The organism is Serratia sarumanii (assembly GCF_029962605.1).
GTDB classification, from domain to species: Bacteria; Pseudomonadota; Gammaproteobacteria; order Enterobacterales; family Enterobacteriaceae; genus Serratia; species Serratia sarumanii.
In genome coordinates, this window is sequence record NZ_CP124750.1 from 1,313,410 (window position 1) to 1,337,738 (window position 24,329).

The window sequence follows — 24,329 nt, forward strand, 5'->3', positions numbered from 1 at the left end:
GGCCGGCCTCAGGGTTTGGCGAAGCGCAGAGTGACCGGCATGCCCTGGCGCAGCGCGTCATCGGCGTCGGTGACGATCACCCGCAGGCGGTACACCAGGTCGGTGCGCAGATCCGGCGTTTCAACGCTTTTCGGCGTGAATTCGGCGGTCGGCGAGACGAAGCCGATCTTGCCGTGATAAGGCTTGCCGGGGCGGCCGTCGGTGTAGATCTCCAGTTCGGTGCCGGGCACCGCCTGGCTCAGGCTGGTTTCGTTGACGTAGGCGCGCACCCACACCGGCCGGGTCAGCGACAGGGTGAAGACCGTGCCGCCGGCGCCGAGCATGGTGCCCGGCTCCACCGCGCGGGTCAGCACCGTGCCGGCGGAAGGGGAAACCAGCGTGGCGTCTTGCAGGTTCAACTGTGCCTGCGCCAGCGCCGCCTCGCTCTGCGCAACGTCGGCCTTGGCCTGTTCGATTTCTTGCGGGCGGTTGCCGCTGCGGTATTGCGACAGCTTGTCCTTCGCCGCCTGCAGGTTGGCCTGCGCCTGATTGCGGGCGGTGCGCGCATCCTCCAGCGCGTCGGCGGAGGTAGCGTTTTTCGCCCACAGCCCCTGCTGGCGTTTCAGGAAGCTGTCGGCGTAGGCGAAGGCGGACTGGCGCTGCGCCATTTCCGACCGCACCTGGGCGATCTCTTCGGCGCGGTAACCGGCCTGCAGCAACGACAGCTTGGCGCGCGCGCTGCCGACGTTGGCTTCGGCCTGCTGCAGCGCGTTGCGGTAGGGGGCGTCGTCCAGCTTACCGAGCAACTGGCCCGGCTGAACGGCATCGCCTTCATCCACCGTCAGCGACGCCAGGCGGCCGTCGACGCGAAAGCCGAGGTTCACCGTGCGGATGTCGACGTTGCCATACAGCGTCAGCGGCTTATCCTGCTGCTGTTGGTAATGCCAGACCCCGTAAGCGGCGGCCGCGATCAGCAGAATTAACAACACGATCAAGGCACTGCGTTTTTTGTTCATAACACTCCCTGCCTGAATTTACGCGCCGTGACGTTGGCGCAGCCCAACAACCAGAATCTCGATATGCTCGCTCAGCACCGCCGCGACTTGCGCCGCTTCGCCCTCACCAATCTCTTGCCAGCCGGCCTGACGGCGGATGGTTTCGCGCGCCACGCGGAACGACAGCACCTCGCCGATCAGCGCATGGGTATGCAGCACGAGGCGGGGGGCGCGTTCGTCGATGCCGGTGGCGGCCGCCAGCAGGCGGCACAGCCGCTCGTGCATCGGCGCGATCACCTGGCTGTGGATCAGCGGGTAGGCGTCGGTCGGGGCGAGCTGTTCGCGCGACATGATTTTGCTCAGGTTCAGCGTGTGCGGCTGGGTCATCAGTTCGCTGAAGGCCAGCAGGCCACGCTGCAGCAAACGCAGCGCCGCGTCGGGTGAGCGCAGCGCGACGGGCTGTTGCCAGAAGCGATCGACCTCTTCGGCCAGCGGGGCGAACGCCTGCTGGATGAAATCGGCGAGCGACTGCGCCACGGCCAGGTACAGCCCCTCTTTGGAGCTGAAGTAGTAGGTGATGGCGGCGATGTTCTGGCCGGCGCGCTGGGCGATATCGCGGGTGGTGGCGCCCTGCAGGCCATATTCGCCGAACAGGTCGGTCGCCGCGGCGAGCAGCTGCCGGCGCGCTTGCTCGCCGCGCGCCCGGCCGGCGGCCTGATGAGGTACGGAAGCTGGCATGGGTCACGCTCGAAGTTAATCAATCATATGATTAACTTTATGCCAGATTGTTTAAAACGCAACCGCTAATCACAATGAGTTATGTGATCGGCTTCAGACAATGCTGAATTTACGGCAGATTGTGCTCTCCACGCGTAAAAGTGCTTTTTATTGCGCGACTTCTGTTACAATCGCCGCCTGGTGCACTGCAGTTTGTGCCAATCCCTCGTGGTCATGCTTAATGCCCCGTCTGATCATCCTCCCAGGAAACTGCACCGAACACCGTTAGGTTAGGGGGGATCTGGAGTTTTTCTCTTTATGTCATTTGAAACCCTCGGCTTAAGTGCTGAAATTGTGCGCGCTGTTGAAGAACAGGGCTATCGCGAACCGACGCCAATTCAGCGTCAGGCTATTCCTGTCGTGCTGGAAGGTCGTGACCTGATGGCCAGCGCCCAGACCGGCACCGGTAAAACCGCCGGTTTTACCCTGCCGCTGTTGCAGCTGCTGAGCAAGCATGACCATCCGGTCAAAGGCCGTCGCCCGGTGCGCGCGCTGATCCTGACACCAACCCGTGAGCTGGCGGCGCAGATCGGCGAAAACGTCGATGCCTACAGCAAACACCTGCGCCTGCGTTCGCTGGTGGTGTTTGGCGGCGTGAGCATCAACCCGCAGATGATGAAGCTGCGCGGCGGCGTCGATATCCTGGTGGCGACGCCGGGCCGTCTGCTGGATCTGGAACATCAGAACGCGGTTGACCTGTCCAAAATCGAAATTCTGGTGCTGGACGAAGCGGACCGCATGCTGGACATGGGCTTTATCCACGACATCCGCCGCGTGCTGGCCAAGCTGCCGGCCAAGCGTCAGAACCTGCTGTTCTCCGCCACCTTCTCCGACGACATCAAGGCGCTGGCCAACAAGCTGCTGCACAACCCGGCTTCGGTAGAAGTGGCGCGCCGCAACACCGCGTCCGAGCAGATCGAACAGAGCGTGCATTTCGTCGACAAGAAGCGTAAGCGGGAACTGCTGTCGCAGATGATCGGCGAAGGCGACTGGAAACAGGTGCTGGTGTTTACCCGCACCAAGCACGGCGCCAACCACCTGGCGGAGCAGCTGAACAAAGACGGCATCACCGCCGCGGCGATCCACGGCAACAAGAGCCAGGGCGCCCGTACCCGTGCGCTGGCGGACTTTAAAGACGGCCGCATCCGCGTGCTGGTGGCCACCGACATCGCGGCGCGCGGTCTGGATATCGACCAGCTGCCGCACGTGGTGAACTACGAGCTGCCTAACGTGCCGGAAGACTACGTGCACCGTATCGGCCGTACCGGCCGCGCGGAGCGCACCGGCGAAGCTATCTCGCTGGTGTGCGTGGACGAGCACAAGCTGCTGCGCGACATCGAGCGTCTGCTGAAGCGTGAAATTCCACGCATCGCGCTGCCGGGCTACGAGCCGGATCCGACCATCAAGGCCGAGCCGATCATCAACGGCCGCCAGGGTGGCGGGCGCGGTGCGCCGCGCGGCAACGGCGGTGGCCAGCGTTCCGGTAACGGCGGCGGTCAGCGCAGCGGTAACGCGAACGGCGGCCAGCGTGAAAACCGCGGCAACGGCAACGGTAACGCCCGCCCGCAGGGGGACGGCCAGCGCCGTTCCGGCGCGCCTTCGCGCCGCCCGCGCAATCGCAAACCGGCCGAATAAGCCTGATTGCTCTAAGAGTAAGCCGCCGATACGGGCGGCTTTTTTTTTGCCTGGCGAAAAGGCATTTTCGTACTAGGCTGGACGGTGGCTACCCCTAGATTCCAGGAGACGGAGATGAAATTGAAGTGCGCAATTCTCGATGATTACCAGCAGGTGGCGCTCAAGATGGCGGACTGGTCGGCACTGGCCGAGCGGGTGGAGGTGTCCGCCATCAGCGCGCACTTTACCGATGAGGCGGAGCTGGCGGTGCATCTGCAGGAGTGCGACATTCTGGTCATCATGCGCGAGCGCACGCCGATGACCGCCTCGCTGCTGGCGCGGCTGCCGAAGCTGAAGCTGCTGATCACCTCCGGCATGCGCAACGCCGCTATCGATTTGGCCGCCGCCGCCGAGCGCGGCGTGGTGGTGTGCGGCACCAGCAGCGGATCGGCGGCGCCGATGGAGCTGACCTGGGCGCTGCTGCTCGGGCTGGCGAAGCATATCGTGCCGGAAAGCGTCGGGCTGCAAAACAACGGCCCGTGGCAGCGGGATCTCGGCGTCACCCTGCAGGGCAAAACGCTGGGGCTGCTGGGGCTGGGCAAGATCGGCGGCCAGATGGCCCGGGTGGCGCAGGCGTTCGGCATGCGGGTGCTGGCCTGGAGCCAGAACCTGACGGCGGAACGGGCGGCGAAGGAGGGGGCTGAACTGGCGCCGTCCAAACGGGCGTTGTTCGAGCAGAGCGATTTTGTCTCTATCCACCTGGTGCTGAGCGATCGCAGCCGCGGGCTGGTGGGGCGTGACGAATTGACGGCGATGAAGCCCACCGCTTACCTGATCAACACCTCGCGTGCGGCGATCGTCGATCGGGCGGCGTTGGTGGACGTGCTGCAACAGCGGAAGATCGCCGGCGCCGGGCTGGACGTGTTCGAGACGGAGCCGCTGCCGGCCGACGATGCGTTTCGTCAGCTGCCCAACGTGCTGGCGACGCCGCATGTGGGCTACGTGGCGGACGACAACTACCGCGCCTACTTCACCGAGGCGGTCGAGGATATTGCGGCGTTCCTCGCCGGCCAACCGATCCGCCGGCTGGGCTGACGGCGCTTTTAATGCCCGCAGAGGCTTGTCTGGCGCGGGCATTCACCCGTATCATTGCGGGTCTTTTTTTAGCTGGGATTGGTCATGCGCGTATTATTGGCTCCGATGGAGGGCGTTCTCGATTCTTTGGTGCGTGAGTTGCTCACCGAGGTGAACGACTACGATCTGTGCATCACCGAATTTTTGCGCGTGGTCGATCAGCTGCTGCCGGCCAAGTCGTTCTACCGGCTGTGCCCGGAGCTGCGCCACGCCAGCCGCACGCCGTCGGGCACGCTGGTGCGCGTACAGCTGCTGGGGCAGCACCCACAGTGGCTGGCGGAGAACGCCGCGCGCGCGGTGGAGCTGGGCTCTTACGGCGTCGATCTCAACTGCGGCTGCCCGTCCAAGCTGGTGAACGGCAGCGGCGGCGGGGCGACGCTGCTCAAAGATCCGGAATTGATCTACCAGGGCGCCAAAGCGATGCGCGCGGCGGTGCCGGCCCATCTGCCGGTCACGGTGAAGGTGCGTTTGGGTTGGGACTCCTCCAACCGCAGTTTTGAAATCGCCGATGCGGTGCAGCAGGCGGGCGCCAGCGAGCTGACGGTGCATGGCCGCACCAAAGAGGACGGCTACAAGGCGGATCGCATCAACTGGGCGGCGATCGGCGAGATCCGCCAACGGCTGAGCATTCCGGTGATCGCCAACGGCGAGATCTGGGATTACCAGAGCGCGCAGGATTGCCTGCAGGCGACCGGCTGCGACGCCATCATGCTGGGGCGCGGCGCGCTCAACGTGCCGAACCTGAGCCGGGTGGTGAAGTACAACGAACCGCGCATGCCCTGGCCGCAGGTGGTTGAGCTGCTGCAAAAATACGTCCATCTGGAAAAGCAGGGCGATACCGGCCTGTATCACGTGGCACGCATCAAACAGTGGCTGGGCTATTTGCGTAAAGAATATGACGAAGCCAGCGAACTGTTCAGCGAAATACGCGCGCTGACGACGTCAGGGGATATTGCGCGCGTCATCTGCCGTAGCTAAAAATAAACCCGCACGCGGCGGGTTTATTTAAATCGGTATTATCAGGCGGCTTTGTCGAGACGGTTCAATTCTATCTCGATATCCTGAATGGTTTTTTCCAGCCCTTCCAGACAGGCGCCCTGTTTATTCAACAGGTCGTTAATGGCTTCGGCGAATGCCTTATTTTTGCATTCCCCCTGATCGAAGGCCAGCCAGTGTGCGGAGAGCGTTTCGGTATTCGCCTGCGCATAGTGGCGCATTTCCTTCAGCTGGGAAGCGACGTTACGTAAATTATCCAGCTGCGCCTGTGCGTTTGCATTGTTGCTCATGAATTTCTCCTTGAGTTGGCCGTTAAATAATTTCGACTGCGGGATTAAGCTTACCCCATCTAAATAAAAATATCACCCTTGGTGGCCCAGGTAGTTATTTTTTAATGAATGCGACTATATTTATTTTTCGATTGAACAAGGACTTGGGTGGAATTGTAAAAATAGATAAATACGGTTTTTTTGGCGGTTATTAACGGCCATTCCATGCGGAATGGCCGTTATTCTAACGCTTAAGAGTGATGCTTATTATGCCGCGTCCGCCAGCATAAACATGCCGTAGGGGTGTATTTCCAGATAATACTGTTCGCCGACGTTGGGCTGCAGGCGAGTGGCGTTAACCTGCAGCAAAATCTGCTGCCCATGCCACGCCACCGTGACTTCATACTGCGGCCCCATGTAGGCGACATGCTGGATCACGCAGCGCTGGCTTTCCTCGCCGTACTCGCTCAGCGTGATCGCTTCCGGCCGCACGCCCACCGTGCCGGCACCTTCGGCGGCAAAGTGCGCCGGGCGCGGCAGGCGATAGCCGCTGATATCGACATAGTCCGCGCTGAAGCCGGCCGGGAACAGGTTGGCGTCCCCCATGAAGCTCGCCATAAAGCGCGACGCCGGCTGCCGATAGAGATCCTGCGGCGAGCCTATCTGCATGATATGCCCCTTGTTCATCACCAGCACGGTGTCTGAGACCGCGAAAGCCTCGCTCTGATCGTGAGTGACGTACAGCGAAGTGATATCAAACTGCTTTTGCAGCTCGCGGATCTTTTCGCGCATGCTGCGGCGCAGGTTGGCGTCGAGGTTGCTCAACGGCTCGTCGAACAGCAGCACTTTCGGCTTGAGGATCAGCGCGCGCGCCAGCGCCACGCGCTGCTGTTGGCCGCCGGAGATCTGATCGACATAGCGATCGTCGAACCCCGCCAGATCCACCATCGCCAGCGCTTCCTGCACGCGCGCTTTCACTTCGGCGCGCGGAATGCCGAGCATCTTCAGGCCATAGCCGACGTTTTCCCCCAGCGACATGTGCGGGAACAGGGCATAAGACTGGAACACCATGCAGATGTCACGCTGCTGGATGGAACGATGGGTGACGTCTTCGCCATCAATGAATATCTGCCCGTCGCTCGGTTTCTCCAGCCCGGCGACCAGGCGCAAAATGGTGGTCTTGCCGCAGCCGGAAGGGCCGAGCAGCGTCACCATCTGCCCCCGAGGGATGGTGAGCGTGATGTTGTCGATCACCGTGTTGCTGCCGAACCGTTTGGAGACGTTGCGCAGTTCAACGAAATTTTTCTGGCTCATCATGGGCTCCATTACGCCTGGTTTTTGGCTTTTGAACGGGAGATGCGTGCCTCGCCGATCAGCCAGTCAAAGAGGAAAATAATCGCCAGCATCACCACGATCAGAATTGAACCGTAGGCGATCGCCACCCCGTATTCGCCGTCTTCCACGCGGTTGAGGATGTAGGCGGTGGCCACGCGGGTATCGGGCGTCACCAGGAAGACGATGGCGCTGACGGTGGTGATGGCGCGCACGAAGCTGTAGATCAGCGCCGACAGGATCGCCGGGCGCAGCAGCGGTAGCAGGATGTGCGTAATGGTGCGCAGCGAGCCGGCGCGCAGGCTGAGCGAGGCTTCGTCCAGCGATTTGTCTATCTGGCCCAGCCCGGCGATCCCGGCGCGAATGCCCACCGGCACGTTGCGCATCACCATCGAGATAATCACGATGGCGGCCGTCCCGGTGAGGTACACCGGCGCGCTGTTGAAGGCGAGAATGTAAGAGACGCCGGCCACGGTGCCCGGCACCGCAAAGCACAGCATGGTGGTGAACTCGATGGTCTTTTTGCCCTTGAACTGCTGGCGCACCACGATCCAGGCGATCAGCAGGCCGAACGCGGCGGTGATCGGCGCGGCGATCCCGGCGTACAGCAGCGTGTCGAGCAGCGAAGGCCACGCGCCGTCGCTCATGCCCTGGCCGAACAGCTTGATGAAGTTATCCAGCGTCAGCGTGTAATCCACCCCCCAGTTGACGGTGAAGCTGCCGTAGAAAATGCTGCCGTAGAGCAGGGCGTTAAAGGCTACCCACACCGCCAGCAGCGCGATCACGCTCCACACCAGCGTGACCGGCAGCGGCTGTACGTCGCCGCGGTAGGATTTGCCGGACACGGTGACGTAAGAGCGTTTGCCGATCCACAGGTATTGGATGCAGAACACCAGCAGCGAGAACAGCAGCAGGAAGGCGCCGAGGGTGCTGGCGGCCTGATAGTCGAGCTGCGAGCCGGTGATGTAGAAATAGATTTGCGTCGCCAGTACGTCGAAGTTGCCGCCGAGCACCAGCGGGTTGCTGAAGTCGGCCAGCGATTGCACCACCACGATCAGAAACGCGTTGGCCAGCGCCGGTTTCAGCAGCGGCACGAACACGCCGTTAAAGGTTTGCCAACGGCTGGCGCGCAGGGTGTAGGAGGCTTCTTCCAGCGAAGGATGAATGGTCTTGATCGCGCCGTCGAGGATCATGAACGCCATCGGCGTGAACGCCAGCACCTGCGCCAGCCAGATGCCGGTAAAGCCGTACAGCCAGTTGGTGTTGGTCAGGCCGAACCAGGCCACCATCCACTCGGTGACGTAGCCGGAGCGCCCCATCATCAGCGTGACGCCCAGGCCGACGACGAACGGCGGCGTGACGATGGGCAGGATGGAGAAGATGCGGCCGATAATGGCGCTGCGCCTGGCGATGCGGGTGGTGTAAATCGCCAGCACCAGGCCGAAGAAGGTGCAGCCGGCGCCCACCGCGATCGACAGGGCGATGGAGTTGAGGATCACCTGAACGATATGCGCCTGCGACAGCACGTTCATAAACGCCAGCGGCGCGAACGCACCCGTCTGGTCGGTGAACATCGGAATGAAAATCGCGATGCTCGGCCAGACGATGAAGACGCCGATCAGCGCCACGATGGTGACCAGCGCGCCGATAACGAAACGGTCGCCGCCCAGCCATTCGAGGCGGGTCAGCGCCAGCGTCATGATGGCGCCCAGCGCGGTCAATTGTACCAGGGTGGCGTAGCCTAAACCGCGCCCCGCCACCGTGGCGCTGACGACGATAAAGGCCATGCACAGCAGCGCCCAGCCGGCATCGAACGCGTGGCGCCGCCGCCGTTCACCGCCCGCTGGGGCGTAGGGGCGAAGCAGCAGCAGGCTCGGCAACAGGCACCATAGCCAGCTGACATTGCGGTGTGACCAGCCGTAGGCCGCGAGGATTTCATCGCCGGTGGACTCCAGCAGGCCGTAATCCAGGCTCCAGCTCGGCAGCAGGGCGAACGCCAGCCAGCCAAGCAAGACCCAAAGGAATATCGCATCTCGTTTTTTCACGAGATGGAGAGCATGTGTATGTGACATAAGTTTCCCGGATGTTCAGGCCGGGTAAGGCGTGAGGCTTACCCGGCAACAGGCGCAGAATGCGGGTTTATTTACCCATCTTGACTTCGCTGACCCATTTGTTGATCAGCGCCTTGCGGACCTCGGTCGAGCCGTATTTGTCCATGTCGTAGTTGATCAGTTTCAGATCGTCGAGCTTCAGCGAGTTCGGCGAGGTAGCGGCGGTGGTATTGGTCAGGATCTGATAGGACTTGCCTTTCTGCCATGCCAGTTCCTGCGCCTCTTTCGACAGCACCCAATCCACGAACAGCTTGGCGTTGTCGAGGTTGCGCGCGCCTTTGAGGATGCTGACGCCGCCGATTTCGTAGCCGGTGCCTTCACAAGGCGAGATCAGCTCAAGCGGCGCGCCCTGTTCCTTTTCGAGCGAGTAGTCATGCAGGAAACCGATGCCGATTGCCGTTTCGCCGCGGGCGGCGTTGCGCGCCGGGGCAATGCCGGACTTGGTGTACTGCGAGACGTTGGCGTTCAGCTGCTTGAGGTAATCGAACGCCTGATCGTCCCCCCACAGCTGGGCAAAGGTCGCCAGAGCGGTGTAGGCGGTGCCGGAGCTCTGCGGATCGGCGATTTGAATCTCGCCTTTGTATTCCGGCTTGGTCAGGTCTTTCCAGCACTTGGGCACCGGCAGGTTTTTCTCTTTCAGGCGCTGGGTATTGACGCCAAAGCCGAGAATGCCGACGTAGACCGCCGAGGAGTAGTTGCCTTTCAGCTTCGCCGGATCGCGGAATTGTGGCATCACCTGTTCGAGGTTTGGCGATTTATATGGCTGCAGCAGCCCCATTTCACCGGCCTGGGATTGCGGATCGAGCGTGCCGCCGTACCAGACGTCCGCCTGCGGGTTTTTCTTCTCGGCGTCCACTTTCGCCAGCGTGCTGCCGGAGCCGTTGCGGATGAACGAGGTTTTCACGTCATATTTCTCGCCGAAGGCTTTGGTTTCCGCTTCGCACATTTCATTGGTGGCGCTGCAGTAGACCACCAGGCGGCCCTTGGCGTGCGCGGCGCCGCTCAGCGTGGCCAGCGCGATGCCGGAAGCTATCAGGGTAGTGACTAAGGTTTTTTTCATTGTTTTATCCTTCTCTCGGTAGAGGTGGTAACGCTCGCCATCAGCAGCGGCATCAGCAATAAACCCATAAGAACGGCGGCGATCGACAGCAAACTGAACATGCCTGACCAGCCGTAGCCTTCGATGATCTGCGACAGCGGCCAGCCCGCCAGTGCAGCCCCCAGGTAGGCGAACAGGCCGAGAAAACCGGTGATGGAGCCCGCTGCGCCTTTGTGCCCGCATTCCACGGCGGCGAGGCCAATCAGCATCTGTGGGCCGAAGACAAAAAAACCCACCGCAAAGAAACAGCCCGCCAGCAGCGCGTAGTGATGCACCGGCGCCAGCCATAGCGCGGCGACGGAAACCATCAGCCCGAGCGTGAATAGCAAAATCATCGGCGCGCGCTGCCCGCCGAACAGCAAATCCGAGCCCCAGCCGGCGAACAGCGCGCCGAGCAGGCCGCCTACCTCGAACAGCATCACCGTGGCGTTGGCGCTGAGCAGGTTGACGCCGTGGCTTTCCGTCAGCCAGAGATTGCCCCAGTCGTTCAACGCGATGCGGATCAGGTAGACCAGCACGTAAGAGACGCCGAGCAGCCAGATCATCGGGTTCTTCAGCATCGTGGTGCGCAACATCTGCCACAGCCCCGTCGGCGGGCTTTGCTGTTCCTGGCGCAGTTCCAGCGGATCGTGGCGCCACCGGCCGACCGACGGCAGGCCTTCTTCCTGCGGCGTGCCCGTCAGCCGCCGCGTGAGCCAGATGCCCAACACCATGCTGACGGCGCCCGGGATCAGCATCGCCGCCTGCCAGCCCCAGCGCTGGGCGGCGAAGGCGCTGATCAGCGGCACGATCGCGCCGCCGAGGTTGATCGACATGTTCCAGCAGCCCCACCAGAAGCCGCGCTCGTTGCGCGAATACCAGTGGGTCAGCAGCCGCGCGCAGGGCGGCCAGCCCCAGCCCTGAAAGAAGCCGTTCAGCGCCCAGACCGCCAGCAGCAGCGTCAGCGATCCGCCGAAGGCAAACGCCACGTTCAGCAAGCCGGTGGCGAACAGGCCGATCCCCATAAACCTGCGCTGCCCGTGGCCGTCGTGCCACAGCCCGGCGGCGAATTTCGACAGGCCGTAGCTCAGGTAAAACAGCGAGCCGAGCAGGCCGATGTCCCCTTTATCCAGGCCCAAATCCGTTTGCAGCGCCGGCAGCACGTAATTCACGCTTTTGCGCGTCAGGTAAAAGGCGGCGTACCCGATGACCATGTACAGCAGCAGTCGCGGGCGCAGCGCGCGGTAACGATGATCGATTTCAGATGCCGAGCGTGCCTGCATAGCCGCCTCCCTGGTGGTGACTATAAGAAGGTGAAAGGGAAAGGGGATGAGATAAAGTCCGGAGTGGCTAAGACTTTTTCCTAGTTAGTCGGCGGTTTGTTGCAAATTTGTGGGCAGGTTAACAATTACCCGCGTGCCGCAATGCGTTTCCAGCGTCAGCTCGCCGCCCAGTGCGCTGACCCGCTCGCGCATCCCCTGAATGCCGAGGCCGGGCACCTTGTCCGCACGGATGCCGATGCCGTTGTCCCGCACCTCGAGGTGCAAAAGCGCGCCTTGCTGATACAAGACGATGGCGACCTCGCTGGCCTCGGCGTGTTTGCACACGTTGTTGAGCAGCTCTTGCAGCAGCCGGTAGAGGGTGAAGCGCACCGTTTCGCCGGCGGGCGTCTCGCTCAGCCGGTAATCGAAACGGCAGTGGATGCCCCGTTCGGCAAAGGCGAATTCGCTTAGCAGGTGGTGAAGCGCCTCTTTGAACGCCAGTTCGTCCAGCGCGGGCGGGCGAAGCTGGCGCAGCAACTGGCGCGTGGAGTGATGAATGCGCCGGGCGAGCTCGCCTATCTGGTGCGCGGCGGCTTGGGTTTGCGCCGGATCGCGCGCCCGCTTAACCAGCTGCGACTGGATTTGAATCGCGGTGATGTTCTGGCCGATTTCATCGTGCAGCTCGCGCGCCAGGTTTTTCCGCGTGTCTTCTTCGGTGTGGATCAGTTTTTCGGTCAGCGCCCGCCGCGCCGCCAGCTCTTCTTCCAGGCGACGCTGATAGTGGTGCAGGTTTTGCGCCAGGTGCTGCTGGCGGCTGATGGCGATGCCCAGGCCGATGCCGAGCAGCGCCTGCGTCGCCAGAAAGATCTCCAGCTCGACCAGATTGCCGAACCCCACGCCGACCTGCCGGGCGAGGGTGATCATCATGCTGCCGAGCAGGCCGGACAGCACGCCGCCCTGCCAGCCGAACTTCCACGCCATCACCACGTTCGGCAGAAACACCACGATCAGCAGCAGGCGCTCGATTTCCGGCGACAGCACCATCTGCGTGCCGATGCCGATAACGAAAAACAGGCTGCACCAGATGATTAAGGACGCGCGCAGCGGCGGGTTGGGGATGTCCAGCCCCAGCAGGTGGTAACGGTGCTGCTGGCGCAGAAATTCAAAGATCAGATAGACGAACGGGGTCAGCAAGACGCCGCCGGTAAACGACGCCAGGCCAAGCAGCATCGCCGGGCTTGGCACAAACGGCGAAAGCAGGGCGGTGTTGAGCAGCGAGGCGGCGGTCACCGCAACCAGCAGCAGCGTCAGCCGCTGCCAGTAGAGCGGAAAACGGTGCCAGAGTCGTTGCGCGACCGCGGCCGGAAACAGGGTGATAAACGGCGCGGCCAGCAGGCCGAAGCCGCTCAGCAGGCGTTCGCCGTGCAGCCAGAACAGCAACAGCACCGGCGGAATTATCAGGGCGGGCCAATAGCGGCGCGCCAGCAGGATCAGCAGCGCGAGATAGACGCCGTGTGGCAGAAACAGCGCCGCCTGGTTGCCGTTGCGGGTCAGATAGAAACCGAGCGTCCACAGCATCAGCCAGCCGCTGCCCCAGGCCAACAGGATAAACAGCGAGATAACCCAGGGCCGGAAGCGGGGCGACATCAATGCCCCGCCAGCAGCTGATGGTCGAGAGCGAAATGCACCAGCTCGATGGTGCTGTTGCACTGCAGCTTGCCCAGGACGTTGGCGCGATGCACGTGCACCGTTTTATGGCTGAGATCGAGCTTGAACGCGATCTCCTTTACGCTGTCGCCTTTGACCAGCAGATCGAAGATTTCACGCTCGCGCGGGGTCAGCACTTCCAGCGCGGTGGCCGGCCGCTCGCCGCCGCGCAGCGCCCGCAGCGCGTCGGCGCATAGGTAATGGCCGCCCATATCGACGGAACGCACCGCCTGCACCAGCTCTTCCGGCCCGCAGCGTTTGGTCAGATAGCCGCTGGCGCCGGCGTCCAGCGCGCTCTGCACGAAGGTGGGGGAGTCATAGATGCTGAGGATGATTGCGCGGAACTGCGGCTTCTGCGCCCGCAGGCGTTTCAACAGGCTGAGGCCGTTTTCATCCGGCATGGCGATGTCCATCACCGCGACGTTGACGTCGTCGCGCAGCAATGCCGGCCAGGCCGCCGCTGCGCTGCTGTATTGCCCCACCACGTCGAGATCGTCCTCGAGGTTGAGCAACTGCGCAAAGCCGGAGCGCACCACCACATGGTCATCCACCAGTATCACACGGATCATTTTTCGCACTCTGTTGACGAATCATGGCCCTATGATGCCTGCCGCCGCGGTGCTGGCAATCAGCCAAGCGCGGTTATGCAATCGGTGTAACAGAATCGTAATAAAAGGGCGCCGCCTGCGCCGTCAACGATCCAAATCGATGGCGAAATGCTGCCACAGCGCGGCGCGCCGCTCCTCTTCCGAATGCAGCGTCGTTTCGTGGCGCTGATGATCTTCGGTCACGATCAGCTTCATGTCGCTGAGGGTCACCCGGCCGTGGTCCGTCGGCCGTGAACACACCAGCCGCTGGGTGAAGTGCGACTGCGGCGAGGTGCTGTGGAAGCGGCACATCTCGTCGAACTCATGCAGCTCGCGCGGCTGAACGGTAAAGCGATACAGGGTTTTGGCATGCGAACGTTGGTCGCCGTTGCGGCGCTCCAGCAGGTAATAGTCGCCTTCCCGCTCCAGGTGGAAGGTGCCGCTGGCCTGCGGTTGCGGCTCGGCGGCGACGATCTTCAGCGGCGTCAGGAAGGAATCGCCGAAACCGACGTCCACCAGCCAGGCCTGGCCCGCCAGATCCACCCGCAGCGCCAGATGGTCGTAGGGCGGGCCGAAATGGCCGTCGCGCGCGCGGATCTCGCCGGAGATGAAGCTCACCTTGAAACCGATCTCCCGCAGCAGCAGGGCGAACAGCGCGTTCAGCTCATAACAGAAACCGCCGCGGTTGCGCTCGACCACCTTGCTGAACAGCGCCTCCGGCGCCAGCTGAATACCCTGATGATAAATAATGCTCAGGTTCTCGAACGGGACGCTCAGCATGTGGCGATGGTGCAGCTGTTGCAACGTGTGGAGGTCAGGGCGGGCGGCGCCGGTAAAGCCGATATGCTGCAGGTAGCGTTGGGTATCCACAGGGAGTCTCGCATGAGAAAAAGTAGGCATAAAATAGCGGGCTTTGCGGCTTTTGTGAGCGCATTACGTGCTGCGCTGTCGCTGCTGCCGCAAACTGTCACTGGTCGGCGTTAGCCTGTTCCCCTGAGTTCAATCTGGCAGGAGAACGGTTATGCAAGATTTCAAACATCGGGTGGCGCTGGTGACCGGCGCTTCCACCGGCATCGGCGAAGCGATCGCCGCCGAACTGTTTCGGCGCGGTGCCACGGTGGTGATGACCGGCCGCCACGCCGCGCCTCTCGCCGCCGCCGCCGCGCGGCTCGATCCCGAGGGCCGACGGGTGATGACGTTGCGGATGGACGTGCGTGAGGCGCCGTCGGTGCAGCAGGGTATTGAAGAGACGGTGCGGCGCTGCGGCGCGCTGCATCTGTTGGTCAACAACGCCGGGATCACCGGCCCGCACGAGGTGGACATCGATCGGTACGCGGTCGAAGATTGGCATGAGGTGATCGCCACCTGCCTGAGCGGCACGTTTTTCGGCATGAAGTACGGCCTGCCGGCGATCGTCGCCGGCGGCGGCGGGGCGGTGGTGAACCTATCTTCCGCCAACGGCGTGGTGGGCATTGCCGGGATCGCGCCTTATACCGCCGCCAAGCATGGCGTGTTGGGCCTGACGCGCTCGGCGGCGCTGGAGTTCGCCACGCGCGGCGTGCGCATCAACGCCGTCGGGCCGGGCTATGTGGAGACGCCGGCGATGGGGACTCTGCCGGCGCCGGTGCGGGCGCAGATGGCCGCTTCGCACCCGATGGGGAGAATGGCGACGCGGGAAGAGGTGGCGAAAACGGTGGCTTTCCTGCTCTCGGACGACAGCAGTTTCACCACCGGCGCGTTTTACAGCATCGACGGCGGTTATACCGCGCGCTGAGCCAGCGCCTGCAACCAATTGAGAAACGCCGCTGCGCCGGGTTTTTCCAGCGTGCGCGGCGGGTAAACCACGTAGTAGGGTTTGCTGAGCGGCAGCGCCGGTTCGGCCAGGGTGACCAGCTGGCCTGCCGCCAGTTCACGGCCGATCAGCCGCCGCTGGCCGAGCAGCACCCCGCGCCCTTGCACGGCGGCGTCGATGGCCAGTGAAGTCAGGTTATAGGTCAGCCCGCGCCGCGCCGGCGGCATTCGCTCGGCGGCGGTAAACCACTCGTGCCAGCCCGGCAGAAACTGGCTCTCTTTGCCCCAGTCGACGTGGATCAGCGGCAACTGCGTCCAGTCGCCGCGATCGCGCAGCGCCGGGCTGCACACCGGCTGCACCCGATCTTGAAACAGCCGCACCTTTTCCAGCAGCGGGTAATCCTGTTCGCCGAAGCACAGGGCGAAGTCCGCCGCCGAATGGGCGAAATCGACCGCCGCATGGGTGGCGTGCAGCCGCAGATCGCCGTCGGGGCACTGCGCCAGCCAGTCGCCCAGTGCCGGGTTCAGCCACTTGGAGGCCAACGCCGGCAGGGCGAACACCGTCAGCGTCTGTTTGCCGCGCTGGCGCTCGACGTGCTGCTGCGCCACGCGCAGCGTTTCGAACGCCTCCTGCACGTAGGCCAGGTAGTCCGCGCCCTGTTCGGTCAGCGTGACGCCGCTTTTGGCGCGGATGAACAGCGTGATGCCCAGATGCTGTTCGAGCTGGCGGATCTGCTGGCTGACGGCGGCGGCGGTCAGCGCCAGCGTATCCGCCGCGCGGGCCAGGCTGCCGGTGCGGGCGGCGGTTTCGAACGCCAGAATGGCGCTCAGCTTGGGCAAGCGCGCGCGGAACGGTGAGTGCATGGGCAGGGCTATCGCTAAGAATTGGTTAGCTTATCCATAACGTATTTTTGTTATGGCGGCAATGCGCCATTCGCTACAGTGAGAGGCATCCGGCTATCGCACACGAGGGGGAACGCCATGCCGCAACTTGCCGATATTATCGATCTGTCCGCCCATCCCATCGACGACGCCGCATTCCGCGTCCGTTGCCGGCAAACGCTGGAGCGCGCCGGCGCGCTGGTGCTGCCGGGATTTCTGCGCGCCGCCGCGCTGGCGACGGTAAGGCTGGAAGGCGCCGAACAGCACCACGCGGCGTTTTACGCCACCAGCAAACACAACGTGTATCTGCGGCCGCAGGACGATACGCTGCCGGCCGATCACGCGCGCAACCGGCTGGTGGTGTCGTCCAAGGGCTGCATTACCGACGAAGATATTCCGCCGCAGTCGCCGCTGCGTGCGCTGTACGACGCCCCGGCGTTTCGCGCGTTCCTCTGCGCGGTGCTGGATGAGGCGCAGCTGTATCCCTACGCCGATCGGCTGTCGTCGATCAACCTGCATTACGCCCACACCGGCCAGGAGCTGGGCTGGCACTTCGACAACTCGTCGTTCGCCATCACGCTGCTGATCCAGAAACCGGCGGCAGGCGGGCGTTTCGAGTACGTGGAGAACCTGCGCGACGCCGATCGCGGCGAGATGAACTATGCCGGGGTCACGCAGGTGCTGGACGGCGAGCGGGCGGCCAAACGGCTGGCGATGGAGGAGGGGGATTTGGTGCTGTTTCGCGGGCGCAACGCCATGCACCGGGTGACGCCGACCGAAGGCGACATCACGCGCATGCTGGTGGTGCTGGCCTACAATGCGCAGCCGGACGTGATGCTGTCGGAAAGCGCCAGAATGACGTTCTACGGCCGCTTATAGCGGATAAAAAAACCGCCCCGGAGGGCGGTTTGTCGATTCAGTGCGGGTTCTGCTCTTCGTGAGCCTGCTGCTCCCGCTTCACTTCCTGCGCGCGCTTGCGCAGGCCGAACCAGCCCAGCGTCAGCAGCACCGCCAGCACCGGAATGGTGGCGATGGTCCAGGTGCCGTTCGGGTAGTCGAACGCCATCATAACCACCACGATCAGCAGGAACGCCAGCGTCAGCCAGGAGGTGAACGGCGCGCCCGGCATTTTGAACGATACCGGCTGCGCGCGGCCTTCGCGCACGGCTTTGCGCAGGCGCATCTGGCAGACGATGATAAACGCCCAGGAGGCGATGATGCCCAGCGAGGCGATGTTCAGCACGATCTCGAATACCTGCGAAGGCACCAGGTAGTTGAGCACCACGCCGATCACGTAGATGCCGCAGGTGACCAGGATGCCGGCATAAGGCACCTGCTGGCTGCTCATTTTGGCCATCAGCTTCGGCGCCGAGCCGCCCATCGCCAGCGAACGCAGGATGCGGCCGGTGGAGTAGAGGCCGGAGTTGAGGCTGGACAGCGCGGCGGTCAACACCACGATGTTCATGATGGTGCCGATGTAAGGCACGCCCAGCTTGCTGAAGAAGGTGACGAACGGGCTTTGGCCGGCCTGATAGGCGTTCCACGGCAGCAGCAGCACCAACAGCACCACGGAGCCGACGTAGAACAGGCCGATACGCCAGATCACGCTGTTGATCGCTTTGGGCATCATTTTGGCCGGATCTTTACACTCGCCGGCGGCGGTGCCGATCAGCTCGATGCCGGCGAAGGCGAAGATCACCCCTTGCACCAGTACCAGCGCCGGCAGCAGGCCGTGCGGGAACATGCCACCGTTTTCGGTGATCAGGTGCATGCCGGTGGTGTGGCCGGCGACCGGGGTGCCGGTGCCGAGGAAGACGACGCCGACAATCAGGAACAGCGCGATGGCGACGACCTTGATCAGCGCGAACCAGAACTCCATCTCGGCGAACCACTTCACGCCGATCATGTTCATGGTGGCGACGATGCCGAGCGCGCCGAGGGCGAACAGCCACTGCGGCACGTCGGCAAAGGTGCCCCAGTAGTGCATGTACAGCGCCACCGCGGTGATGTCGACGATGCCGGTCATCGCCCAGTTGAGGAAGTACATCCAGCCGGCGACATAAGAGGCTTTCTCACCGAGAAATTCGCGGGCGTAAGAAACGAAGCTGCCGCTGGAAGGGCGATGCAGCACCAGCTCGCCCAGCGCGCGCAGGATGAAGAAAGAGAAGATCCCGCACACCAGATAGACCAGCGCCAGCGCCGGCCCGGCCAGTTCGAGACGGCCGCCGGTACCGAGGAACAAGCCGGTGCCGATCGAACCGCCGATGGCGATCATTTGGATCTGCCGGTTGCCCATGCTTTTGTGATAACCGGATTCATGAGAGTCTAGCCAGCGTCTTCTGGCGGCGTGTTTATCGTCCGCCGACTTTTTTTGTGAGTGCATTATCCGTCCTGTTTACCTGTCTATGATGAACGCCGCCCTGAGCTGCAGGGCAAACGATTGCCATCAGCAATCGTAATGAGAATGAGGTCGTGGCATCATTCCGCTGTTTATTGTGTATACAGCCGCCGTTAAATAACGGCGTGGCATGCTACCGTTTCCCGATAAAGGTGGCAAAAAAACCTGCGTACAAAGCGTGAACAATTGTGTGTATTTTTTAAACTGAAAACAAAAGCGCATATTATTCAGTAAGATGAGTCTTATTATCAACACGGAAATATCGAACGATAAAAGTGATTGAAATCACAGAATAATAATTACCGCGCAAATTAAAGGGATTTTGAAGTTATTTTGCGTGAGGGGGAAGGCGGGCGGAAAATAAAGCGATGGCGCCTGCGCAGTAATTAGCGTGCGCAGGCGAATCGGACGCGGGGGCTTTTTAGGCGGATTCACCGGCCGGCAGAGCCGAAGCCGGCAGGCCGAACAGCTTGTCGAACGCCCAGTTAAACAGGAAGGTGTAGCAAGGAATGATGACGATCAGCGCCATATCCAGCAGCAGCGCCTGCCACAGCGTGATGCCCATCCACCAGGCGATCAGCGGGATCAGATACACCACCAGCGTCAGCTGAAAGCCGACGGCGTGCAAAATGCGGCGCTTGAGCGTGCGGGTGCGCGACAGCTGGCGGCTTTCCCACCACTCGAATAAATAGTTGTAAATGAAGTTCCAGCTGACCGCGATGGTGGTGATCACCACCGCCAGCGGCCCGGTGCTGCTCGGCGCATGGCCCGACAGCAGCGCCAGCCCCAGCGCCGAGATCGCCATGCCGATGATTTCATAAGCGGTGACATACACCAGTTTGCGTTTGACGCCTTGCATTGTTTTCTCCCGATCTGTTTTTAGTTGCCTCTGCGGCGACGGCGGCTAAGATAACGTCAATCACATTGATAGAAAAAGTAAGGAGCTGTCAGTTTTACTGACAGGTTAAACGATGAACTTTTCCAGCGACAATATCGAACTGTTTCTGGCGGTGCTCGATCGCGGTTCGTTTTCCGCTGCCGCCCGCGCGCTGCGGCGCGTACCGTCCGCTGTCAGCATGGGCATCGCCAACATGGAGGCGGAACTCGGTTTCGCCTTGTTCGATCGCTCGCACCGCGAACCGACGCCGACCGCGCTGGCGTTGGCCCTGGCGCCGCACGCCCGGCTGATCGCCGGGCAGCTCAAGCAGCTGCAGGTGCACGCTATCGAACTGTCTCAGGGGCTGGAGAGCCGGCTTTCGATCGGCGTGGCGTCGGACATTAACGGCGCCAGCCTGCTGGCGGCGGTGAAGACGCTGTCGCAGCGTTATCCGCTACTGAACATCGAAGTGCTCAGCGCGCCGCAGGACGACGTGCTGCACATGCTGCACCAGGAGCGCATTGGCGTTTGCCTGGCGTTCGGCGGGCTAAACATCAACAGCGCGGAGCAGTTCCACTCCGTCGGCGCGGAATCGCTGGTGGCGATGGTCTCGCCGCAGCACCCGGCGCTGGACGGCGCGGCGGGCGAGCTGTTTCTCGAGGATCTGGTCAACGTGCGGCAGATCATGGTGGCCAGCCGCGATCTGCCGATCGGCGATCTGCGCCCGCAGGTGGCGGAGGCCTACTGGCGCACCGACAGCCTGCCGATGGCGCTGAACATGGTGGAAGCGGGCCTGGGGTGGGGCAATTTCCCGCTGTCGCTGGCCGAGCCGCTGCTGGCGCAGGGGCGGCTGGTACGGCTGAAATTCAAAAACACCAAGAACGAGCTGCGCTTGCCGATGCATTTGATCTGGCTGAAGAGCCGCCCGCTGGATAAGGCGGCGCGCGAGCTGGTCGAGCTGATGCGCGCGGCACTGCAGGAAAGCTGACGCTAGGTGCGCTGGCTTATTCCGCGTGGCGTTTGCGCCACCAGAAGCGCACCAGCAGGATGGCGGCGATCGCCAGCGCGACAAACAGCAGGCTGGAGAGTTTTTTGTCGAAGCCGGTAACGAAGCGTTCGATCGCCTGGCCGCCAAAATAGCCGAGCATGACGAAGATCGTCGCCCACAGAATGGCGCCGAGGATGTTGAGCGGCACAAAACACGACGGCGGCAGGCGGCTGGCGCCGATCAGCACCGGGCCGATGATGCGGAAACCGTACATAAAGCGCACCCCGATAACGAACAGCATCGGGTGGCGGGCGATCAGCTTTCTGGCGCGCGCGATGCGCTTTTCCTGCCCCTTGAGCCGCGAGATGACCCGGCCTTCGAACCGGCGGCCGGCGAAGTACAGCAGCTGATCCCCCAGCGTACCTCCCAGCGCCACCACCGCGATCACCCACGGCCAGTGCAGCAAGCCTTCATGGGCGGCGATGCCGCCCAGCAGCGTGATGGTTTCTCCCTCAGCCAGGCAGCCGATAAACAACGCCCAGTAGCCGTAGTCCGTAATGTAGTGGGCCAAATCGGTCATTCCTTACTCCTTATGTGACTGACGCATAAGGGCAAGTATACGCCCGATCGCTAGCCTTGGGCGATCTGGGTCACCAATGCTCTGCGCCGCGCCAGGCTTTCCGCCATCTGCGCCTGTACCCTGGCGTAAATGTGCGGCGGGGCCAGTTCCGGCGTGCCGCCCGTGAACGGCGGGGCCGGGGCGTATTCCAGGTAGAGTTGGATCGTTTGGGCGGTGTCTTCGCCGTGCAGTTCGGCGATCAGCGCCAGCGCGAAATCGATGCCGGCGGTAACGCCGCCGCCGCTGATCACGTTGCCGTCGCGCTCAACGCGTGCAGCGCTGGGGATGGCGCCGAACAGCGCCAGGCTGTCGCGCATCGACCAGTGGCAGGCGGCGCGTTTGCCCGCCAGCAAGCCGGCGGCGGCCAGGATCAGCGAACCGGTGCACACTGAGGTCAGGTAGCGGGCATCGGCGCCCAGCCGACGGATCTGCTGCATAAAGGCCTCATCTTGCAGCGCCTGGGTGCAACCGCTGCCGCCCGGCACGCACAGCACGTCGCAGCGCGCGATCTCCGGCAGCGGGCGCAGCTGGGTGAAGTGCAAGCCTTCTGATTCGACATCCGCGCCGTCTACCGAAGCGACGATGATTTCCGCGCCCGGCATGCGGCGCAGAAACTGCAGCGGGCCGGTGAAGTCGAGCTGGGTGACGCCTTGATAGATGGGAAATACAATCACGAGTGGTTCAGACATGACATTCGCCTCATTTTTATCGTTGGACCTGGGCCATAATAGCCGCCCTGATTTTGGCTGGTATGACAGATAACCCTCAAAAAGCGCCATCATGAAAACGATCGGTTTTGTGGTTTTTCCCGGTTTCAACCTGCTGGACTTTGCCGGCCCTCTGGCGGCGTTCGATAACGTCAGCCAGTTTACCGATCCATCGGCCTACCGCTGCGTGGCGATCTCGCCGCAGGGCGGGATGGTCGCCAGCTCGGCCGGGGTGGAGATCGCCACGCAACCGTGCGGCGACGAGCGTTTCGATACGCTGGTGGTGGCCGGCGGCAGCGGCAACGTGATGGCGGCGCAGTCGCCGGCGCTGGTGGCGTTTCTGACCACCCACAGCCGGCGGGCGCGGCGCATCGCCAGCGTGTGCACCGGCGCGTTTATTCTGGCGGCCTGCGGTTTGCTGGACGGCAAGCGCGCCACCACCCACTGGTATCACGCGGCGCGGCTGCAGCAGAGCTATCCGCGCATCCGCGTCGACAGCAACCGCATTTTCATTCGCGACGGCGATATCTGGACCTCGGCCGGCATCAGCGCCGGCATCGATCTGGCGTTGGCGCTGATCGAGGACGATCTGGGCGCCACGATGGCGGCGGGCGTGGCGCGGCAGCTGGTGGTCTATCATCGGCGCCCCGGCGGGCAGTCGCAGTATTCGCTGCTGCTGGCGTTGAACCCGTCGTCGGATCGCATGCGCGCCGCGCTGTCGTTCGCGCGCGAGCACTTGCACCTGCCGCTGTCGGTGGCGGATCTGGCCGACGCCGCCTGCCTGAGCGAGCGCCAGTTCGGCCGGCTGTTCCGCGCCGAAACCGGGCAGACGCCGGCCAAGGTGATCGAACAGCTGCGGGTGGAGGCGGCCAGGGTGCGCATCGAAGAGAGCGCCGAGCCGCTGGAGGCGATCGCCCGTTCGGTGGGGTTCAGCGATCCGGAGCGCATGAGGCGGGCGTTTATCCGCGTATTTGGCCTGTCGCCGCAGGCGATCCGCCGGCTCGGCCGCGCGGGATAACTTTTTTGCCACGCCTGGCGGCGGGGCACACCAGAGGAGCAACGGATGTATCAGGATTTCGAGAGCGAATTGAACTGGGCGATGCGCCATATGCCGCGCACCCGGGCGGCGGTGGCGGCGTTGCCGGATCTGCACGGGGTGCGGCTGGCGTGCAATATGCACCTGGATCTGAAAATGGCGCCGCTGGTGGCCGGCCTGCTGGATAAGGGCGCGGCGATCTTCCTGACCACCTGCAATCCCACCACGGTGCAGAACGACGTGGTGGCCTGGCTGGAACGGCGGGGCGCGCAGGCCTATGCCTGGCGCGACATGAACGCCGGCGAGTGGTCGGAGTCCTTCGACCGCGCGCTGGCCTGGCAGCCGACCCACCTGTGCGAAATGGGGGCAGATCTGACCACCCGTTTGCACCAATCGCGGAGCGGCCCGCGGATCGTCGCCGGGCTGGAGGCCACCGGCTCGGGCATCAGCCGGTTAAACGGCGTGGCACCGCGCTACCCGATCTTCAACTGGGACGATCTGCCGGTGAAAGAGGGGCTGCACAATCGGCATATGGTTGGGCTGACCGCCTGGCACACCTTCTTCCAGACCACCCATTTGACGCTGCACGAAAAGCGCGTGCTGGTGATCGGCTACGGCCTGGTCGGGCAGGGGACAGCGGCGGCGGCCAGGGCTTACGGCGGCCAGGTGATGGTGGCGGAAATCGATCCGGCGCGCGCGCTGCAGGCGCGTTATGACGGCTGGCAGGTGGTGGATCTGGCGAGCGCCGTCGCGCAGGCGGACGTGATCGCTACCGCAACCGGCGCGAAAAACGTGCTCTCGGCGCAGCATTTGCAACAGGCGCAGGACGGCGTGTTTATCCTCAACGTCGGCCACGTGGCGGAAGAGATCGACGTCGGCTTCCTGCAAGGCCTGCCGCACCACGAGCCGATGCCTTATGTGAACGCTTACCAACTTAATGAGAAGACGGTGTATTTGCTGGCCAACGGCTCGATGTTCAACCTGACCGCCGGCTATGGCGACAGCCTTAACGCCTTCGATGTGACGCTGGCGGTGATGGCGGCCGGCATCGGCCATATCGTCGGCGCCGGGGCGCGGCAAACGCCGGGGCTGTACCTGTTGCCGCAGTCGGCCTGGCAGCCGGCGCTGTAACTTTTTCCACGCGGGCGTTCATCCCAGAGCGCCCGCGGGCTGCGTCGTTTTTCAGCGGA

General features: G+C 63.0%; 23 protein-coding genes. 8 read left to right on the top strand and 15 right to left on the bottom strand.

Annotated features, from left to right (window positions below; all coding sequences use genetic code 11):
• Positions 1–8 precede the first annotated feature (8 nt).
• Positions 9–995, bottom strand: coding sequence for a secretion protein HlyD (gene hlyD, locus SSARUM_RS06230; RefSeq protein WP_033647110.1), 987 nt, complete (start codon positions 993–995; stop codon positions 9–11).
• 18 nt (positions 996–1,013) lie between these two features.
• The gene (locus SSARUM_RS06235; protein ID WP_033647107.1) at positions 1,014–1,712 is read right to left on the bottom strand and encodes a CerR family C-terminal domain-containing protein; all 699 of its coding nucleotides are present in this window, start codon (positions 1,710–1,712) and stop codon (positions 1,014–1,016) included.
• Between the two features lie 297 nt (positions 1,713–2,009).
• Between SSARUM_RS06235 and rhlE the strand changes: the two genes are divergently transcribed.
• The 3 genes from rhlE to dusC all read left to right on the top strand — a co-directional run bounded on the left by rhlE (position 2,010) and on the right by dusC (position 5,477).
• On the top strand, positions 2,010–3,386 hold the full coding sequence (gene rhlE / locus SSARUM_RS06240; RefSeq protein ID WP_033637514.1) for an ATP-dependent RNA helicase RhlE: 1,377 nt from the start codon (positions 2,010–2,012) through the stop codon (positions 3,384–3,386).
• Between the two features lie 114 nt (positions 3,387–3,500).
• Entirely contained in the window at positions 3,501–4,460 is a 960-nt protein-coding gene (locus SSARUM_RS06245; protein WP_033647106.1) for a D-2-hydroxyacid dehydrogenase family protein, read from the top strand.
• Positions 4,461–4,544: 84 nt separating this feature from the next.
• On the top strand, positions 4,545–5,477 hold the full coding sequence (gene dusC / locus SSARUM_RS06250; RefSeq protein ID WP_033647104.1) for a tRNA dihydrouridine(16) synthase DusC: 933 nt from the start codon (positions 4,545–4,547) through the stop codon (positions 5,475–5,477).
• Between the two features lie 41 nt (positions 5,478–5,518).
• Here dusC and SSARUM_RS06255 read toward each other — a convergent pair whose 3' ends face one another.
• The 8 genes from SSARUM_RS06255 to SSARUM_RS06290 form a co-directional block, all read right to left on the bottom strand.
• The gene (locus tag SSARUM_RS06255) at positions 5,519–5,785 is read right to left on the bottom strand and encodes a hypothetical protein (RefSeq protein ID WP_004939738.1); all 267 of its coding nucleotides are present in this window, start codon (positions 5,783–5,785) and stop codon (positions 5,519–5,521) included.
• Between the two features lie 246 nt (positions 5,786–6,031).
• On the bottom strand, positions 6,032–7,078 hold the full coding sequence (fbpC, locus tag SSARUM_RS06260; RefSeq protein ID WP_043146856.1) for a ferric ABC transporter ATP-binding protein: 1,047 nt from the start codon (positions 7,076–7,078) through the stop codon (positions 6,032–6,034).
• A gap of 11 nt (positions 7,079–7,089) precedes the next feature.
• Positions 7,090–9,168 carry an ABC transporter permease gene (locus SSARUM_RS06265; protein ID WP_060387402.1) on the bottom strand — a complete coding sequence of 693 codons (2,079 nt, stop codon included), beginning with the start codon at positions 9,166–9,168 and terminating at the stop codon, positions 7,090–7,092.
• Positions 9,169–9,235: 67 nt separating this feature from the next.
• Positions 9,236–10,267 carry an ABC transporter substrate-binding protein gene (locus SSARUM_RS06270; RefSeq protein ID WP_033647097.1) on the bottom strand — a complete coding sequence of 344 codons (1,032 nt, stop codon included), beginning with the start codon at positions 10,265–10,267 and terminating at the stop codon, positions 9,236–9,238.
• A complete protein-coding gene (gene uhpC / locus SSARUM_RS06275; protein ID WP_060429695.1) occupies positions 10,264–11,568 on the bottom strand; it encodes an MFS transporter family glucose-6-phosphate receptor UhpC in 1,305 nt (434 codons plus the stop codon). The genes SSARUM_RS06270 and uhpC overlap by 4 nt, the downstream gene beginning before the upstream one ends.
• 84 nt (positions 11,569–11,652) lie before the next feature.
• Complete coding sequence (locus tag SSARUM_RS06280; protein ID WP_060429697.1) at positions 11,653–13,194, bottom strand: MASE1 domain-containing sensor histidine kinase; 1,542 nt, start codon at positions 13,192–13,194, stop codon at positions 11,653–11,655.
• The gene (locus SSARUM_RS06285; RefSeq protein ID WP_060429699.1) at positions 13,194–13,823 is read right to left on the bottom strand and encodes a response regulator transcription factor; all 630 of its coding nucleotides are present in this window, start codon (positions 13,821–13,823) and stop codon (positions 13,194–13,196) included. Before SSARUM_RS06285 ends, SSARUM_RS06280 begins: the two co-directional genes overlap by 1 nt.
• A gap of 123 nt (positions 13,824–13,946) precedes the next feature.
• Complete coding sequence (locus SSARUM_RS06290) at positions 13,947–14,711, bottom strand: arylamine N-acetyltransferase family protein (RefSeq protein WP_060429703.1); 765 nt, start codon at positions 14,709–14,711, stop codon at positions 13,947–13,949.
• A gap of 151 nt (positions 14,712–14,862) precedes the next feature.
• Between SSARUM_RS06290 and SSARUM_RS06295 the strand changes: the two genes are divergently transcribed.
• Positions 14,863–15,615, top strand: a complete 753-nt coding sequence (locus tag SSARUM_RS06295; protein WP_049234992.1) for an SDR family NAD(P)-dependent oxidoreductase — start codon at positions 14,863–14,865, stop codon at positions 15,613–15,615.
• Here the strand turns inward: SSARUM_RS06295 and SSARUM_RS06300 are convergent.
• On the bottom strand, positions 15,600–16,496 hold the full coding sequence (locus SSARUM_RS06300; RefSeq protein WP_049212806.1) for a LysR substrate-binding domain-containing protein: 897 nt from the start codon (positions 16,494–16,496) through the stop codon (positions 15,600–15,602). The two genes, SSARUM_RS06295 and SSARUM_RS06300, sit on opposite strands and share 16 nt — an antisense overlap.
• A gap of 117 nt (positions 16,497–16,613) precedes the next feature.
• Between SSARUM_RS06300 and SSARUM_RS06305 the strand changes: the two genes are divergently transcribed.
• The gene (locus tag SSARUM_RS06305; protein WP_060429705.1) at positions 16,614–17,393 is read left to right on the top strand and encodes a HalD/BesD family halogenase; all 780 of its coding nucleotides are present in this window, start codon (positions 16,614–16,616) and stop codon (positions 17,391–17,393) included.
• A 37-nt stretch (positions 17,394–17,430) separates the two neighbouring features.
• On the opposite strand, the gene ansP is transcribed toward SSARUM_RS06305, so the two are convergent.
• Both ansP and SSARUM_RS06315 read right to left on the bottom strand, forming a co-directional pair.
• Positions 17,431–18,897, bottom strand: coding sequence for an L-asparagine permease (gene ansP, locus SSARUM_RS06310; RefSeq protein WP_033637529.1), 1,467 nt, complete (start codon positions 18,895–18,897; stop codon positions 17,431–17,433).
• A 436-nt stretch (positions 18,898–19,333) separates the two neighbouring features.
• Entirely contained in the window at positions 19,334–19,771 is a 438-nt protein-coding gene (locus SSARUM_RS06315; RefSeq protein ID WP_033647078.1) for a PACE efflux transporter, read from the bottom strand.
• 112 nt (positions 19,772–19,883) lie between these two features.
• On the opposite strand from SSARUM_RS06315, the gene SSARUM_RS06320 reads away from it, so the two are divergent.
• Complete coding sequence (locus SSARUM_RS06320) at positions 19,884–20,777, top strand: LysR family transcriptional regulator (protein WP_033647076.1); 894 nt, start codon at positions 19,884–19,886, stop codon at positions 20,775–20,777.
• Between the two features lie 16 nt (positions 20,778–20,793).
• Here SSARUM_RS06320 and SSARUM_RS06325 read toward each other — a convergent pair whose 3' ends face one another.
• Together SSARUM_RS06325 and SSARUM_RS06330 are read right to left on the bottom strand one after the other, a co-directional pair.
• Entirely contained in the window at positions 20,794–21,357 is a 564-nt protein-coding gene (locus SSARUM_RS06325) for a DedA family protein (RefSeq protein ID WP_060429707.1), read from the bottom strand.
• A 50-nt stretch (positions 21,358–21,407) separates the two neighbouring features.
• A complete protein-coding gene (locus SSARUM_RS06330; protein WP_060429709.1) occupies positions 21,408–22,085 on the bottom strand; it encodes a DJ-1/PfpI family protein in 678 nt (225 codons plus the stop codon).
• Positions 22,086–22,176: 91 nt separating this feature from the next.
• Between SSARUM_RS06330 and SSARUM_RS06335 the strand changes: the two genes are divergently transcribed.
• Complete coding sequence (locus SSARUM_RS06335) at positions 22,177–23,121, top strand: GlxA family transcriptional regulator (RefSeq protein WP_060429711.1); 945 nt, start codon at positions 22,177–22,179, stop codon at positions 23,119–23,121.
• A 45-nt stretch (positions 23,122–23,166) separates the two neighbouring features.
• Positions 23,167–24,270: an adenosylhomocysteinase gene (locus SSARUM_RS06340; RefSeq protein WP_060421282.1), complete on the top strand. Its 1,104-nt coding sequence runs from the start codon at positions 23,167–23,169 to the stop codon at positions 24,268–24,270.
• Positions 24,271–24,329: the final 59 nt, after the last annotated feature.

What these genes read in the sequence shown, in the direction of transcription:
- SSARUM_RS06325 (WP_060429707.1), bottom strand. Translation starts at nt 21,357, where the DNA reads ATGACCGATTTGGCCCACTACATTACGGACTACGGCTACTGGGCGTTG.
- SSARUM_RS06300 (WP_049212806.1), bottom strand. Translation starts at nt 16,496, where the DNA reads ATGCACTCACCGTTCCGCGCGCGCTTGCCCAAGCTGAGCGCCATTCTG.
- fbpC (WP_043146856.1), bottom strand. Translation starts at nt 7,078, where the DNA reads ATGAGCCAGAAAAATTTCGTTGAACTGCGCAACGTCTCCAAACGGTTC.
- SSARUM_RS06255 (WP_004939738.1), bottom strand. Translation starts at nt 5,785, where the DNA reads ATGAGCAACAATGCAAACGCACAGGCGCAGCTGGATAATTTACGTAAC.
- rhlE (WP_033637514.1), top strand. Translation starts at nt 2,010, where the DNA reads ATGTCATTTGAAACCCTCGGCTTAAGTGCTGAAATTGTGCGCGCTGTT.
- SSARUM_RS06280 (WP_060429697.1), bottom strand. Translation starts at nt 13,194, where the DNA reads ATGTCGCCCCGCTTCCGGCCCTGGGTTATCTCGCTGTTTATCCTGTTG.
- SSARUM_RS06235 (WP_033647107.1), bottom strand. Translation starts at nt 1,712, where the DNA reads ATGCCAGCTTCCGTACCTCATCAGGCCGCCGGCCGGGCGCGCGGCGAG.
- uhpC (WP_060429695.1), bottom strand. Translation starts at nt 11,568, where the DNA reads ATGCAGGCACGCTCGGCATCTGAAATCGATCATCGTTACCGCGCGCTG.
- SSARUM_RS06320 (WP_033647076.1), top strand. Translation starts at nt 19,884, where the DNA reads ATGAACTTTTCCAGCGACAATATCGAACTGTTTCTGGCGGTGCTCGAT.
- hlyD (WP_033647110.1), bottom strand. Translation starts at nt 995, where the DNA reads ATGAACAAAAAACGCAGTGCCTTGATCGTGTTGTTAATTCTGCTGATC.
- SSARUM_RS06335 (WP_060429711.1), top strand. Translation starts at nt 22,177, where the DNA reads ATGAAAACGATCGGTTTTGTGGTTTTTCCCGGTTTCAACCTGCTGGAC.
- SSARUM_RS06245 (WP_033647106.1), top strand. Translation starts at nt 3,501, where the DNA reads ATGAAATTGAAGTGCGCAATTCTCGATGATTACCAGCAGGTGGCGCTC.
- SSARUM_RS06270 (WP_033647097.1), bottom strand. Translation starts at nt 10,267, where the DNA reads ATGAAAAAAACCTTAGTCACTACCCTGATAGCTTCCGGCATCGCGCTG.
- ansP (WP_033637529.1), bottom strand. Translation starts at nt 18,897, where the DNA reads ATGCACTCACAAAAAAAGTCGGCGGACGATAAACACGCCGCCAGAAGA.
- SSARUM_RS06285 (WP_060429699.1), bottom strand. Translation starts at nt 13,823, where the DNA reads ATGATCCGTGTGATACTGGTGGATGACCATGTGGTGGTGCGCTCCGGC.
- SSARUM_RS06340 (WP_060421282.1), top strand. Translation starts at nt 23,167, where the DNA reads ATGTATCAGGATTTCGAGAGCGAATTGAACTGGGCGATGCGCCATATG.
- SSARUM_RS06305 (WP_060429705.1), top strand. Translation starts at nt 16,614, where the DNA reads ATGCCGCAACTTGCCGATATTATCGATCTGTCCGCCCATCCCATCGAC.
- SSARUM_RS06295 (WP_049234992.1), top strand. Translation starts at nt 14,863, where the DNA reads ATGCAAGATTTCAAACATCGGGTGGCGCTGGTGACCGGCGCTTCCACC.
- SSARUM_RS06330 (WP_060429709.1), bottom strand. Translation starts at nt 22,085, where the DNA reads ATGTCTGAACCACTCGTGATTGTATTTCCCATCTATCAAGGCGTCACC.
- dusC (WP_033647104.1), top strand. Translation starts at nt 4,545, where the DNA reads ATGCGCGTATTATTGGCTCCGATGGAGGGCGTTCTCGATTCTTTGGTG.
- SSARUM_RS06315 (WP_033647078.1), bottom strand. Translation starts at nt 19,771, where the DNA reads ATGCAAGGCGTCAAACGCAAACTGGTGTATGTCACCGCTTATGAAATC.
- SSARUM_RS06265 (WP_060387402.1), bottom strand. Translation starts at nt 9,168, where the DNA reads ATGTCACATACACATGCTCTCCATCTCGTGAAAAAACGAGATGCGATA.